Raw genomic sequence first — 13,586 nt, forward strand, 5'->3', positions numbered from 1 at the left:
CAGGTTAGAACAGGCGATACCCCGGCATCGGCTAGAGCTAAGATGACAAAGACGCCGCCCCATATTCTGGTAACAACTCCCGAGTCTCTTTATCTCATACTCACCAGCAAAAATGGCCGGGAAATGCTCAGTGATGCACACACTCTTATTGTGGATGAGATTCACGCTCTTGTAGACAGCAAAAGGGGTTCTCATTTATCTCTATCGGCCGAAAGATTAGAAAATTTAACTAGGAGTAAACTTACAAGAATAGGGCTTTCGGCTACTCAAAAACCAATAGAGACAATCGCGCAATTTCTAACCGGGGTCACTAAAAACGGTAAAGCCCCAGCTTGCAAAATTATTAATGCAGGACATAGAAGAAAACTGGACTTATCAATTGAAGTTCCTAAATCCCCTCTTACCGCGATAATGTCCAACGAAGTGTGGGGGGAGGTCTACGAAAGACTTGAAGAGCTTATAAATCAGCACCAGACAACCCTTATTTTTGTAAACACTAGAAGGCTGGCCGAGCGAATGACCCATAACCTTACAGAGAGATTCGGCACGGAAATACTTGCCGCCCATCATGGAAGCATATCAAAAGAGATGCGCCTTGATGCGGAGAAAAGACTTAAATCAGGCGAGCTCAGGGCAATAGTTGCAACAGCGTCACTTGAGCTCGGAATAGATATCGGCTCGGTTGATCTGGTCTGTCAGATAGGCTCATCAAAATCCATTGCTACATTCCTACAAAGGGTAGGGCGCTCAGGCCACAGCGTTAAAGGCACACCGAAGGGAAAAATATTCCCACTTAGTTTAGATGAGCTAGTTGAGTGTGCGGCGTTATTGGATTCAATAAACAAAGGCGAGCTCGACAGCATCGTGATGCCTGAAAAACCCCTTGATGTTCTGGCCCAGCAGATAGTGGCCGAGGTAAGCTCAAGAGAGTACGGGGAGAAGGAGCTTTTTAATCTCTACAAAAAAGCGTATCCATACAGAGAGCTTGATGAGAGCGAATTTGATCAGGTGATTGATATGCTCTCTAAGGGATTTACTGTTCAAAAGGGAAGACGCGGCGCATATGTTCATCACGACGTAGTAAACGAAAGACTAAGAGCCAGAAAAGGGGCTCGGCTTGCAGCTCTTATATCAGGCGGCACTATTCCAGACAGTTTTGATTATGACGTTGTACTAGAACCCACAAACACATTTATCGGCACAGTAAATGAGGATTTTGCAATAGAAAGCGTGCCAGGGGACGTGTTTTTATTAGGAAACCATTCATGGCGTATATTAAAAGTAAACGGCGGCAAAGTAAGAGTGGAAGATGCGGGAAGCCTTCCCCCTACGATACCCTTTTGGTTTGGCGAGGCCCCCGGAAGAAGTGTTGAATTTTCTCAAGCGGTGTCTCGTCTAAGACAAGAGTTATCAAACAAAATTGGGGATATTAAAGAGCATATAAAAGAGGGGGATCTTTTAGACAGCTTCTCCAATGATGCCTGGAAAGAGCCGTCCATAAAATGGCTCACAGAAGATGTTGGTCTCACGCTAGAAGCCGCAGATCAATTAGTAGTTTATATGGCAACCGTAAAAGCTGCGCTAGGGATTATTCCAACTCACAAAAAACTTGTGATCGAGAGGTTTTTTGATGAAGCGGGAGCAATGCACCTGGTTATTCATTCCCCATACGGCAGCCGTCTTAACCGCGCATGGGGTCTTTCGCTTAGAAAAAGATTCTGTAGAAAATTCAATTTTGAGCTCCAAGCAGCGGCTGCAGAAGACTCTATAATTTTAAGTCTTGGGGCAACGCACAGCTTTCCATTGGAAGAGGTTTATCAATACCTTCATCCAAATAGTGTAAGGCAGGTGCTCACGCAAGCTCTGCTGGATGCGCCAATGTTTGAGGTGAGGTGGCGCTGGAATGCGAGTACCGCTTTGGCTGTGCTTAGGAGATGGACCAGCAAAAAAGTGCCCCCAGCAGTACAGCGCATACATTCAGAAGATTTAATCGCCCAAGTTTTCCCCGATCAGATAGCGTGTTTAGAAAATATAGTTGGCGAGAGAGAAGTGCCGGATCATCCGCTTGTAAGCCAGACTATATATGACTGTCTTTATGAGGCAATGGACATCGAGAATTTAGAAGATCTTTTAAAGAGAATTCATGGAGGGGAGATTGAGCTTAACACATGCGATTTAACAGAGCCCTCGCCCCTTTCACAGCAGATATTAAACGCAAGGCCTTATGCATTTTTAGATGACGTACCGCTTGAAGAAAGAAGAACCCATGCGGTTCAAAACAGAAGGTGGCTAGACCCCTCTGAGGCCGCCGAGCTGGGCCAGTTAGATCCTCAGGCAATTCAGACAGTAAGGCAAGAAGCCTGGCCCCAGGCCCAGAGCGCAGACGAGCTCCATGACGCTCTTGTTCTGTGCGGATTTTTGACCAAAAAAGAGGGGGAGCAAAACGGCTGGAATCTGCTTTATAAAGAGCTGGAATCACAAAATAGAGCTACAACCCTTACTACTAAAACAGATAAAAAGCTATGGATCGCTGTTGAAAGACTTGGTGATGTAATTTCTATTTATCAAGAGGCTAAGATAAATCCGATTATAGAAATACCTCCAAAATTAAAAGAAAAATCGCTTACCAAAGAAGATGCTCTAGTAGAAATGGTGAGAAGTAGACTAGAGGCGCTCGGCCCTGTAACAGCAGCGCAGCTCGCCGAATCAATAGAAGTATCTGAAATAGAAATGGACAGCGCACTTCTAAAACTAGAAGGGGAGGGGTTTGTATTCAGAGGCAGTTTTACGCCCGGCCTTGGCGAGATTGAGTGGTGTGAGAGAAGACTGCTGGCACGGATAAACAAATATACTCTTAGCAAGCTTCGAGCCGAGATAGAGCCTGTATCTGCTTCAGACTTTATGCGCTTTCTTTTCTCTTGGCATGGGGTTAGCGGACAGGAAAAGCCAGAAGGAGTAGAAGCTCTTAGAAGAGTCCTATCTCAGCTAGAAGGCTTTGAGGCCCCTGCCGCAGCATGGGAAGGTGATTTGTTCTCAAGCCGCCTTAAGGACTATGATCACGCATGGCTAGATACGCTTTGTCTTTCGGGCTCTGCAGTATGGGGGAGGTTCCGTACAAACGGTTCCGGAAATAAAAAGAAACCCAATCCTATAAAGACAACCCCTATAACAATAATAAAACGATCCAATTTAAATATGTGGAAAGGGGTCATAAAAAAACCGGAATATAATTTGGAGGGACTCTCGCGTCAGGCAGGCAAGGTGATGAATTTTATTGCCGATAACGGAGCATCGTTTTTTGAAGAAATTATCTCCGGCACTAAAGGTATGAGCGCGGAGACGGAAATTGCCTTGGCCGAGCTTGTAGCAAAAGGAATTATCACTTCAGATAGTTACACTGGCCTTAGGGCTTTGTTGGTTAGATCTAAATACAGGACAGAAAGGGGTAGGAGAAAAAAGAGAATAAGCTTTAATATGGAAGGGGCGGGCAGGTGGTCTTTGATAACCACCCAAGAAGAGGAGCATGAAAAAGCAAATTCTGAGCAGCTTAGAGAAATAGCAAGGATCTTACTAAACAGATACGGGATTGTGTTTAGAAAGCTATTGGATAGAGAGAGTTTTGCGCCTCCATGGAGAGATTTAGTGAGAGCGCTTAGGCTGCTTGAGCTCAGAGGAGAGGTTAGGGGAGGAAGATTTGTTGAGGGAGTTACTGGAGAGCAGTTTGCTCTACCAGAGGCGGTTGCCTCTCTTAGAGATATACGCAGGAAAAAGGGTTCTGATGATCTGGTATCTCTTAGCGCCTCTGATCCTCTTAATCTTATGGGAGTAGTGACTCCCGGAAAGAGGGTAGCGTCACATTATAAAAATAGAGTGCTTTATAGAGATGGAGTGCCTGCTGCGTTCAGGGAAGGGGGAGAAATCAGGCTACTGTCAGATTTTGACCAAACACAGGAGTGGAGCATTCGCCAGAGATTAATTAAGAGAAGCTTCTCTCCTAAACTAAAACCCTATTTAGGCAAGGGAGCTGCTTAAATCTTTGCAAAATATTACGTTTTGCTGAGAAATGCTGCGTCTGATAATGTTCAATTATGTCTACTGCTAAGCCAGAAATAATATAATGATTACAGAGTCTTAGGATGGAGTCCGCATAAATCAGCAAAAACAGCATTTTTAAGAAAATATTATATCTAATAATGAGGGATACTTATGATTCATACTTAAAGTATGAAAATTGGCACAAAATGAACTAATTATGGAAATACGAATATCTTGTGACCATCTAGAGATTCTTTAGAGTGCTACATGTGAATAAGACTTAAAAAAAATTGTTTAATTATAGGCAATATATGCCCTACTTCTAATATTTATAATAGATATGATCTATAAACGCCTGGAATGCTTATGATAGGGCAACAAGAAAAGATGTCAAAATTGTACGAATTCTTAAATCTTTTGTTTAAGCAACTGTCCTCATATAATAATCGAAGTTTCTCATGGGATTAATGCGGTATCAAGATTATTTTCTCACTCTGTTACTATTCCCCATATCTTAAAGTGTAATATTAAACAACTATACTTTGTCCACATTAGTTAAAGTGTTAGCCTAAATTAAAAAGCTAATACGTTGTAATTAATAAGTATTATACGTGGATTCAACACAAAAAAGTTTAATTTATTACTACTTTAAGATAGATCCCAGAATTCCCCTCATAAGCTTGTTGGCTATCTGTCTTCCAACTGATCTGGCAGCGCTTTTTGCCATAGTTTCCATGATTCCTTGGCGCTGGCGGGCAGGCTTTTTCTTTGCCTTGGTCTTAGATTTAGGCGTTTGCTCTGCTCTTTTTTGCAGCAATTCATAGGCAGATTCGCGGTCTACTAGTTTTTCATAAAATCCATATATTATCGAGTTTTGAATTATTGTGTTTCGTGCCCTATGTTCAATGGGCCCCATTTGGCTATATGGAGGTCTTATTAGGGCCTTTTCTACTATATTTGGGCGTCCTTTTTCGTCTAAAAACGATATTAATGCCTCACCTACACCCAGTTCCGTTATTACAGTTTCTGTATCTAAATTAGGATTGGTTCTAAAGGTCTGCGCCGCAGATCTGACCGCTTTTTGATCACGTGGAGTATAGGCGCGAAGTGCATGTTGTATTCTGTTCCCTAACTGCCCTAAAACCTCATCAGGTATATCTAAGGGGTTTTGGCTTACAAAATAAACACCTACCCCCTTGGATCTAATCAGTCTTGCGACCTGTTCAATTTTTTCTTGAAGAGCTTCAGGGGCATTATCAAAAAGAAGATGAGCTTCGTCAAAAAAGAAGACTAGCTTTGGCTTGTCCGGATCTCCAACCTCGGGAAGCTGTTCAAATAACTCTGATAGTAACCAAAGCAATAATGTGGCATAGATTCTGGGCGATCCAATTAACTTATTAGATGCTAAAATGTTGATTATTCCATTTCCATTTTCATCGGTTTGTAGAAAATCATCTAAGTTCAGAGCGGGTTCCCCAAAAAAGATATCTCCTCCCTGATCTTCTAGGGTTAATAGTTTTCTTTGAATAGCCCCAACGCTGGCTCTTGAGATTCTTCCGTATTCGGTGGAAAATTCTGACGCATGTTCAGCGGCATACTGCAAGATAGAGCGCAAGTCTTTTATGTCTAAAAGCAAAAGGCCATCGTCATCAGCGATGCGGAATATTAAAGTTAGCACCCCTGTTTGTGTATCATTAAGATTGAGCAGGCGACTCAACAAGAGTGGACCCATTTCTGAAATTGTGGTTCGAATAGGATGCCCTAGTTCTCCAAAAACATCCCAAAAAACGACAGGGTTTCCATTGAAATCAAAATCTGTAAGACCGATTGTATTTATTCGTTCAGTAATTTTCGGATGGTCTTTGCCTGGCGCGCTTATTCCAGACAAGTCCCCTTTAACATCGGACATAAAAACAGGAACCCCTATTTTGCTAAAATTCTCAGCTAATACTTGAAGAGTGACTGTTTTACCAGTACCGGTTGCGCCTGCGATAAGACCATGGCGGTTAGCCATTTTAGGAATTATAAAGAGCTCTTTTTCGCCTTTGCCAACTATTATATTTTTAGACATGAGACTATAATTACTACTCTATACCAAATTGTAAATAGGTTTATTTTTTTCTGAGTTTTTTTAAAGTTTTAATGTCCTCGGCGACCTTATCAGGAGGGGTTTCTACTATCATATCTATATTCTTAAAGAGCTGGCTATGAACTATATTTTTAAATCCTTCTATTCCAATTTTGCCTTTTCCGATATGTTCGTGTCTATCTTTTCTTTCGCCAAAATCAACCTTGGAATCATTGCCATGAAAGAGTTTTATTTTATCAATTCCAACTGTTTTTGATATTAATTTAATAGTATTATCAAACCCTTTCTTTGTGCGTATCTCGTGCCCAGAGGCAAACATGTGAGCTGTATCTAGACATATATTTATATTATAATTTTGTAGTTCATCTAATATTTCTCCTAGCTCCTCAAAGCTATCCCCCACAGTAGCCCCTTGTCCAGCAGTATTTTCCAAAAGAAGTTTAGTTGTAAATTTCCCATTATCCATAATTTTTTTTAAGCTTTGTATAATCAAAGAAATCGCTTTTGTTCTGCTGCCATCCTTTGCACTACCAAGGTGTGTCATAATATATTTAACCCCTAACTTGCTCCCGCGCTCCAACTCTTCTTTGACAATATTTATTGAAGAATCTCTTAATTCTTTTTTATCAGAACAAAGATTTATATAGTACGGAGTATGTATGTAATAGTCATTTATATTATATTTATCGAGCTCATCAAAGAAGGATCTAATTAGTTCGTCTGTTAATTCAGGAGCCTTTCCCCCTCTGGGGGAGCGGGAAAAAAATTGGAAGCATTCGCACCCTAAATCAAAAGCTCTTTTGGGTGCCTTGTCTATGCCGCCGGCTATTGATATATGAGCACCGAATTTCATTATTGAGTCTAGTTTACCTCATTAAGATATAACCTACGATATTTATTACCGCTATTGCAATCTAACTTAAACTAAAAAGAAAACTTTCTGACTAATTTCAACACAAGCAATAGCGGCATTAGGTATAGTTGATGGGAATTGTTTGTCCGATAAGCAATCTTATGTCTACTTAAAGCCTTCCTCATGGAACGTTCGTATATATTTTTTTACATCATAGCAATATCCATATTGATATAATCATCCAATACATGATACAATAAAGGAATCTGCTTCTTGTTTATAATCATAAGATCTAATAAAGGGTTAAATTTTGAGTTCTGAAAATAATATCTTGCATCCACGAGAAATTGTATCTTCTTATGCTAATTTACTGGGCTCAATTAATGAGAACAATGATTCTGAGCCTTTAAGCATAATTCCTAATGCACTTCCTGAATCTCTGCTACCCTTCGAATCGAAAACAATACGGCATGCTCTTGCTATCTATCTACTTCATCAGAATTACAATCAACAAAGAGAAATAATTGAAGAAGCATATCTTTATCTGGACAACTTTATTCCGGATGAAGAATACAAGTTGTTCTTAGCGCTGCAGTCTTCAAAAGAAGGTCTGGAAAGCAGCAGCCCAGTTGAGACTATAGATAGAATGAACAGGTTAAGAATGAGAACTCAGAGTATTAATATCAAAAAAGAAGAGTCTATTGAAGAGCTAAACGCTCTTAGGCGAATCATGAACCTTCCTGATAATTTATCTAGTTTTGATGGTGACCAGCTAGCTGCTGATCAAGAGAAAGTTCAGGAACTACAGTTTAATATCTAGCGACCCGCTAGGATACACACACAAATCAAAAAAAGGATATAAAAAAAGCAGGACCCCCGTAAGGGAGCCCTGCTTTATGGTCTTTAGACCTTTGTTTCTTAATTGAAACAGTATTCCACTTAGCCTTGAGCGTACTGTGGAACCATGAAACGATGACGCATTGTGTATTTGAACGGTGTTGAGTAAAGAAGTGGTCCAAAATCGTCTTCGGTTCTTGTAACTGTTTTTGTCCAAAGGGTCTGAGCCGGTGGAATAATGAGGTTAAATGTGAAGGAGATAAGTCCAACAACCTCTGTAGCCGGAATCTGACCACCCATGTAATCAAATGGGGTTCCAGACATGTACCATGAGCGAATATCATCGCCTGTAGCGGTTCTGATACTTTCAGGGTTTAGCTGGAAGCGATGTCCTGTTCCAAATCCTGGTGGTAGCTCTGATGGTAGATATGTAACCTCATGAATACTTGTGGTTACGTCTGGTCTTGTTGTGATTCTGTAATTCATACGGCCCCAATCTGTCTTTCCATAAAATGTTGGTCTTGTGGAAAGAGGTTTGTCGGAATAACGACCGTTTGCTGTGTGAAGAACATATCCTCTTCTTTCCATTAGCATGTTGAAATAGTTGTTATTTGTTCCATGCTCAAAAGCAGCGATGTAAGCAGCTTTTTTAGGGAATCCGAAAGGCTCTTTACCAGCAAAAATTGGGGAATCGTTTGAAAGGTACATATATGGATAGTAACCAGCTTTGTAGATAGCGCCGTCGCCGGTGTCTACTGTAGCTGAGAATGTTACACCAAACTCCATGTATGGTCCTAACATTGTGTTTCTGTGAATTACATACCAGAACTCAATAACGTCGTCCTGAATCACGATTGGCTCAGGTGTAATTCCCTGCATAGCAGCGTGATCAGCGCGGATAACATAAGCCATCCAACGACTTTCTGTGTATGTTAATGGAACGATGTCATAGTCAAATACTGGGTCAGCCACACCTTGTGATATGATGTGGATTCTATCTCTATCCAGCGGTAAAGGTGGAACCTCACCTTCAGCTAGCCATGGATAGCTATATTCATTTGCTTGTAAACCCATTGCTAATACCTCCTAATTAAATTTTTATTCGTTTTTTTCAATTCTACTAAATAAAACACTTAAGGCTCAATTAATGTGCCTTATGATCCCTGTGAAATTGGGAACTGCTGACGTAGTCCATATTTATATGGAGTAGCGTATCCTCTGTAGCTAGCTGGACGCTCATATGTTTCTGTCCAAAGAACAACAGCTGGAGGAATAATAAGATCGAATACGAAGGAAATACAACCTGTAACTTCCTGGATCTTACACTCAGCACCCAAGTTATCAAATGGGGTTGCCTGCTGGAACCAGTTAATAGCATCGCCAGAAGCTGTTCTTGTGTGCTCAGGCTTAATCTGGAAACGATGTCCTTTAACGTTGAATGCAGGTGGTAACTCTGATGGTAGATATGTTAGCTGCCACTCAGAACTGGAAACGTCAGGTCTGGTGATAACTTTCATGTTAAATTTACCCCAATCTGTTTTACCGTAGAAATATGGAGGTTTAACTGGTTTATCGTCAAACTGTCCTGTTGCACTGTGGATTAGATATCCGTTACGTGACATAGCGAAACCAAAGAAGTCTGTTCCTTTCTCTCCACCGTGAACGGTGCATCTGATGTAGGACATTTTCTTTGGAAAACCAAGAACACGACCAGCGTCAACTGGGGCATCTCCGGTTAGGTACATATATGGATAGTAACCAGCTTTCCACACGTTACCTTTAGGGTCTGTGTATGTAGCAGATACTGTTAGACCCCACTCTAGGTATGGTCCTAACATTGTGTTTTTGTGGTCTACATACCAATACTCTGCTAAATCTGCATCCTCTCCATCCCATGGTACTAATGGTGGGTTAGGTAGAAGACGTGATCTGGTAGCCTCGTCTAAGCTTACAACAAAAGCTGACCAACGGCTATCAGTGTATGTTAGAGGAAGAACATCAATATCCCATAATGGATCTGATGGATTAGCAATAATCCATGTGTTGATGTCTCTCTCAATTGGAGGAGGTGGAACCTCCTTCGTTAGTTCCCAATACTTTGTAGGGACATTAAGATGACTTGGCATATATACAAACCTCCTAATATAGAATTTTAACCGGATTGTTGCCAACCCTAGAGGAGAAGCGTAGTTATTTCCTGGCTTATTTAAATAATCTATTTAAATATTTGCCTGATCTAAACCACGGTTCAAGACCCCATCTCAAGTATTTATATCAAAGATTAGGGGCACTTGTCAAGAGGTTTTTTTCTTTTGGATGAAAATATCTTAAGTTTTTTACTTAATTTTATAAAATTGGGTTATTTTGCTTAAAAATTAGGCATTTTCTTGGTCCAAAAGGCTGCTAACCACTGATGAAAACTCACCTATCTTCTGGTTTACAACAAATTCTGCCTCTGAATCAAAGGGAGTTGGGGTTAAATTTAGTACAATTATCTTGGCTCCGCCCCTTATTGCGATGTCAGGAAGCGAATTTGCCGGGGAAACCTGCAAAGAAGAGCCGATGGCTATAAACAGATCAGCGGCTTTTGAAAGCTCAACAGAGCTCTCCCAGGGCCTTGTAGGGAGCATTTCTCCAAAAAATACGGCGTTAGGCTTTAGAACTCCTCCGCATTCGGCGCACAAAGGCGGATTTTGGCCTGAAACCACCCTTTCCATAGCCTCATCCATTGACCCGAGCACATTACAGTCCAAACAAACTGACCATCTAAGAGAGCCGTGCAGTTCGTGAACTACACCTGAGCCTGCGTCTTGATGGAGTCCGTCTACGTTTTGGGTAATAATTCCGTTTAAAAGGTCTCTATTCTCAAGTTCGGCAAGCATATAATGAGCGGGATTCGGTTTTGCATCCTTTCTCACTGAGTAGAGATCAAGGGAATAATCATAGTAACGAGTAGGATCTTCTATAAAACTGTCTAAAGATACAACCGACATATCTACATTCTCCCACATACCTGTCCCGGGGGATCTGTAGTCTGGGATGCCTGATTCAGTGCTTATCCCTGCTCCGGTCATAGCGACTACGTTTTCAGAAGATTTAACCAGATCTAAAAACAGTTTTGCTTTTTCCTCTATATCGCTCATTTCTCTAACCATATAAAAAAGGGGGTGAATTACTCACCCCCTCTCATTAATTATCAAAATTTATATACTCAGTTTGAATTCTATTTTCCAAGAACGCTAACAACACAGGTAATGCCGTCCATGGAAGGCTGGGCTCCGCCCATTGTCTCAATCACTCCCACATTTGCGTTTTCCTGCTGACGCTTGCCGGCTTCTCCTCTTAGCTGCCATACGATCTCTGCTGTCTGAAGAAGGCCAGTTGCTCCAACCGGGTGTCCTCTGGATAAAAGTCCGCCTCCTGGGTTAACGGCAATACCGCCTGAGTTGATCCAGGTGCTTCCGTCTTCAATTAGTCTAGCGCCCTCCCCTTTCTCACAGAAGCCAAGAGCTTCATAAACCATCATCTCTGCAATTGAGAAAGCGTCGTGTATTTCAGCTACGTCCATATCCTCAGGTCCAAGTCCTGCCATCTCGTACGCCAGCTTAGATGTTCTAGATACGTTCTCTGAAGGATCGCAAGTAAGACCTGTTGGGCTTGAGTACTTGCCTGACTGAGCAACGCAGCCTAAAACCTTAATAGGTGTTTTGGTCGCAAGCTTGTCTACTAGATCGGCTGAGCATAAAACCGCGGCTGCTGAGGCGTCGCCCACAGGACAGCACATATTTCGGGTTAGTGGGTCAGCGATCATAGGTGAATCAAGCACTTCTTCAATTGTCATTTCTTTGTTGTACTGAGCTAGAGGGTTAAGAGATGCATGGTATCTACTCTTTACTACAACTTTTGCGAGCTGCTCGGGTGATACGTCGTATTCCATCATATATCTTTTTGCTCTCATAGCATAAAGACCAGGCATACCCATTCCAAGCGCAACTTCGATATCGTCTTCTTCAAGCGGCAGTGGGCCTCCTGAAAGTACTCGGCTTAGGTTTTCGATTCCTAAAGCTAGCGCAATGTCATACTGACCGTAAGCAATAGTTCTCCATGCTTCCCAAAAAGAGAGGGTTCCGCTTCCGCATGCTCCCTCAACATTAATAGTAGGTTGACCAACAAGGCCAATTTCTTTAAGAGTTCTTTGTCCTACCCCCATTCCTTGATAAACGTGTCCGCAAAAAGCAATCTCAATTTTTCTAGGGTGAATCCCTGCATCTTGAATAGCGGCCCAGGCAGCTTCTCTGCCGAGCACGTGTGCGGCTTTATCAGGAAACCTTCCGCAAGCTGTTGTTCCGACTCCTAATATATAAACGTCTCTCATAATAACTCCTCCGGCTTTTTAATTTCAGGCACTATTATATATGAAAAACCCTAAAAATAAAAAAAGAGGGTTACGGCTCTATGTCCATAACCCTCTTTGGTAAACAAACTCTGTTATAAATATTTTTTAAATTATTAACCAGCGCTGAGAGCCGTGATTGGTCCCCATTTACCGGTAAGTAGTAGCATTCCAGGAATTAGAAGTGTTAGGAACGCCTCAATTAGGAACAGCCATGCAACTGCAGGAGCAATAGCTTTTCCAAGTGAGAACACTAAGAATGCCAAGAACACCAGCAATGCCCATGCCCAACAGAATAGAGCATAGTACATCATGCCTGGGATAGCAGCTTCTAAACTATAGAAGTGATAGCCGTACCAAACGAATACGATTGTGGCAAACAAGCAATACCATCCTAGACCTTTAGCGTCATATCCGTGAATAAAGATTCCAGCAACCATGAAGTATATCAATGCGAACACCGAAACCAGAGCGGTAGCAGCTGTTAACTGCTGATCGTGTAGCTTCCATGCTGCGATTAAAATTAACACAGCTACTGCAAAATTTAATACACCGACTTCTTTAGCCCCAGTTTTTCCCAAAACGGTCATACCGTTAGCGAAGAACACGAAGCCTACTAGCAACAAAACATAGCCAAGCAACATATCTATTGCCATTTCTCTCCATACCTCCTTAAAGTTTTTGTATTTACTTGTGGAGCGTTTGTGGACTTTCCACCTTCCACAAAGTTTTCTCTATGAAATAGGATTTATCACATTTGGCATATCTATGTCAAGTCACTTTTTTGGTATTTGGGCATATTTCATAGAAAAAACCCCCATCAAAAAAATAATTTATTCAATGATGGGGGCATGTTATGTGAATTTAATGTTTATAAACGGGAAATAGACAATTTTTTAAGTATTTTAGCTATACTTAAAGAAATTTGGTGAAATTATCCTTCTTCTCTTCTTTGCACCAAAATTACCCATTTACCCTTTTGCACGACGTCGCCGGCCTGGTTGTGCACTAGAACCTCAAAAATGAAAAATCCCATATTAGGTCTTTTGTGCTCTTTTTTCTCAACCAGCTTACGTGTAATGTGAATGGTGTCGCCGAACTTTACAGCGCCTGAGAACCTCCAGTCCTCAAGTCCCATAAAAGCGATTGTTGCCAGACGGGGCATTGTAAACCATAGCCCTGAAGCAACGCTAAGAACGCATAGCCCGTGAGCTACCCTGCCCTTAAAGACGGTTTTCTGGGCAAACTCCTCGTCTATATGCATGTTGTTAAAATCTCCGGACAGCCTGCAGCGTCCGAAAATACTTCTCCACATACTCAGTGACCTGAGAGTGGGCCTGAAAGACATATTTTATCAGCCGGCGTGGCAGACTCCTCCG

10 protein-coding genes are annotated in these 13,586 nt (G+C 41.7%); 2 read left to right on the plus strand and 8 right to left on the minus strand.

From position 1 onward, the window contains the following. The coding region (locus tag AAF462_03765; protein MEM7008229.1) for a helicase-related protein at positions 1-4,032 on the plus strand (4,032 nt) is incomplete at its 5' end. A gap of 646 nt (positions 4,033-4,678) precedes the next feature. On the opposite strand, the gene AAF462_03770 is transcribed toward AAF462_03765, so the two are convergent. After that, positions 4,679-6,106: a helicase HerA-like domain-containing protein gene (locus AAF462_03770; protein ID MEM7008230.1), complete on the minus strand. Its 1,428-nt coding sequence runs from the start codon at positions 6,104-6,106 to the stop codon at positions 4,679-4,681. Between the two features lie 40 nt (positions 6,107-6,146). Continuing rightward, positions 6,147-6,977, minus strand: a complete 831-nt coding sequence (locus AAF462_03775) for a deoxyribonuclease IV (GenBank protein MEM7008231.1) — start codon at positions 6,975-6,977, stop codon at positions 6,147-6,149. A gap of 331 nt (positions 6,978-7,308) precedes the next feature. On the opposite strand from AAF462_03775, the gene AAF462_03780 reads away from it, so the two are divergent. Continuing rightward, entirely contained in the window at positions 7,309-7,797 is a 489-nt protein-coding gene (locus tag AAF462_03780; GenBank protein MEM7008232.1) for a hypothetical protein, read from the plus strand. A gap of 119 nt (positions 7,798-7,916) precedes the next feature. Here the strand turns inward: AAF462_03780 and AAF462_03785 are convergent, their stop codons facing one another. From AAF462_03785 to AAF462_03810, 6 genes are all read right to left on the minus strand, one after another. Then, on the minus strand, positions 7,917-8,888 hold the full coding sequence (locus tag AAF462_03785) for an acetoacetate decarboxylase family protein (protein MEM7008233.1): 972 nt from the start codon (positions 8,886-8,888) through the stop codon (positions 7,917-7,919). An 80-nt stretch (positions 8,889-8,968) separates the two neighbouring features. Further along, entirely contained in the window at positions 8,969-9,940 is a 972-nt protein-coding gene (locus AAF462_03790) for an acetoacetate decarboxylase family protein (GenBank protein MEM7008234.1), read from the minus strand. Positions 9,941-10,189: 249 nt separating this feature from the next. Continuing rightward, positions 10,190-10,957: a Sir2 family NAD-dependent protein deacetylase gene (locus AAF462_03795; GenBank protein ID MEM7008235.1), complete on the minus strand. Its 768-nt coding sequence runs from the start codon at positions 10,955-10,957 to the stop codon at positions 10,190-10,192. 80 nt (positions 10,958-11,037) lie between these two features. Further along, positions 11,038-12,189, minus strand: coding sequence for a thiolase family protein (locus AAF462_03800; GenBank protein MEM7008236.1), 1,152 nt, complete (start codon positions 12,187-12,189; stop codon positions 11,038-11,040). A 134-nt stretch (positions 12,190-12,323) separates the two neighbouring features. After that, on the minus strand, positions 12,324-12,863 hold the full coding sequence (locus tag AAF462_03805; GenBank protein MEM7008237.1) for an AmiS/UreI family transporter: 540 nt from the start codon (positions 12,861-12,863) through the stop codon (positions 12,324-12,326). 278 nt (positions 12,864-13,141) lie between these two features. Then, positions 13,142-13,522 carry a MaoC/PaaZ C-terminal domain-containing protein gene (locus tag AAF462_03810; GenBank protein ID MEM7008238.1) on the minus strand — a complete coding sequence of 127 codons (381 nt, stop codon included), beginning with the start codon at positions 13,520-13,522 and terminating at the stop codon, positions 13,142-13,144. Positions 13,523-13,586: the final 64 nt, after the last annotated feature.

Source organism: Thermodesulfobacteriota bacterium (genome assembly GCA_039028315.1).
Classification (GTDB): Bacteria; Desulfobacterota_D; UBA1144; order Nemesobacterales; family UBA2774; genus CR02bin9.

Excerpts from the sequence above, each read along its gene's own strand:
- AAF462_03770 (MEM7008230.1), bottom strand. The coding sequence starts at position 6,106 with ATGTCTAAAAATATAATAGTTGGCAAAGGCGAAAAAGAGCTCTTTATA.
- AAF462_03775 (MEM7008231.1), bottom strand. The coding sequence starts at position 6,977 with ATGAAATTCGGTGCTCATATATCAATAGCCGGCGGCATAGACAAGGCA.
- AAF462_03785 (MEM7008233.1), bottom strand. The coding sequence starts at position 8,888 with ATGGGTTTACAAGCAAATGAATATAGCTATCCATGGCTAGCTGAAGGT.
- AAF462_03790 (MEM7008234.1), bottom strand. The coding sequence starts at position 9,940 with ATGCCAAGTCATCTTAATGTCCCTACAAAGTATTGGGAACTAACGAAG.
- AAF462_03795 (MEM7008235.1), bottom strand. The coding sequence starts at position 10,957 with ATGAGCGATATAGAGGAAAAAGCAAAACTGTTTTTAGATCTGGTTAAA.
- AAF462_03800 (MEM7008236.1), bottom strand. The coding sequence starts at position 12,189 with ATGAGAGACGTTTATATATTAGGAGTCGGAACAACAGCTTGCGGAAGG.
- AAF462_03805 (MEM7008237.1), bottom strand. The coding sequence starts at position 12,863 with ATGGCAATAGATATGTTGCTTGGCTATGTTTTGTTGCTAGTAGGCTTC.
- AAF462_03810 (MEM7008238.1), bottom strand. The coding sequence starts at position 13,522 with ATGTGGAGAAGTATTTTCGGACGCTGCAGGCTGTCCGGAGATTTTAAC.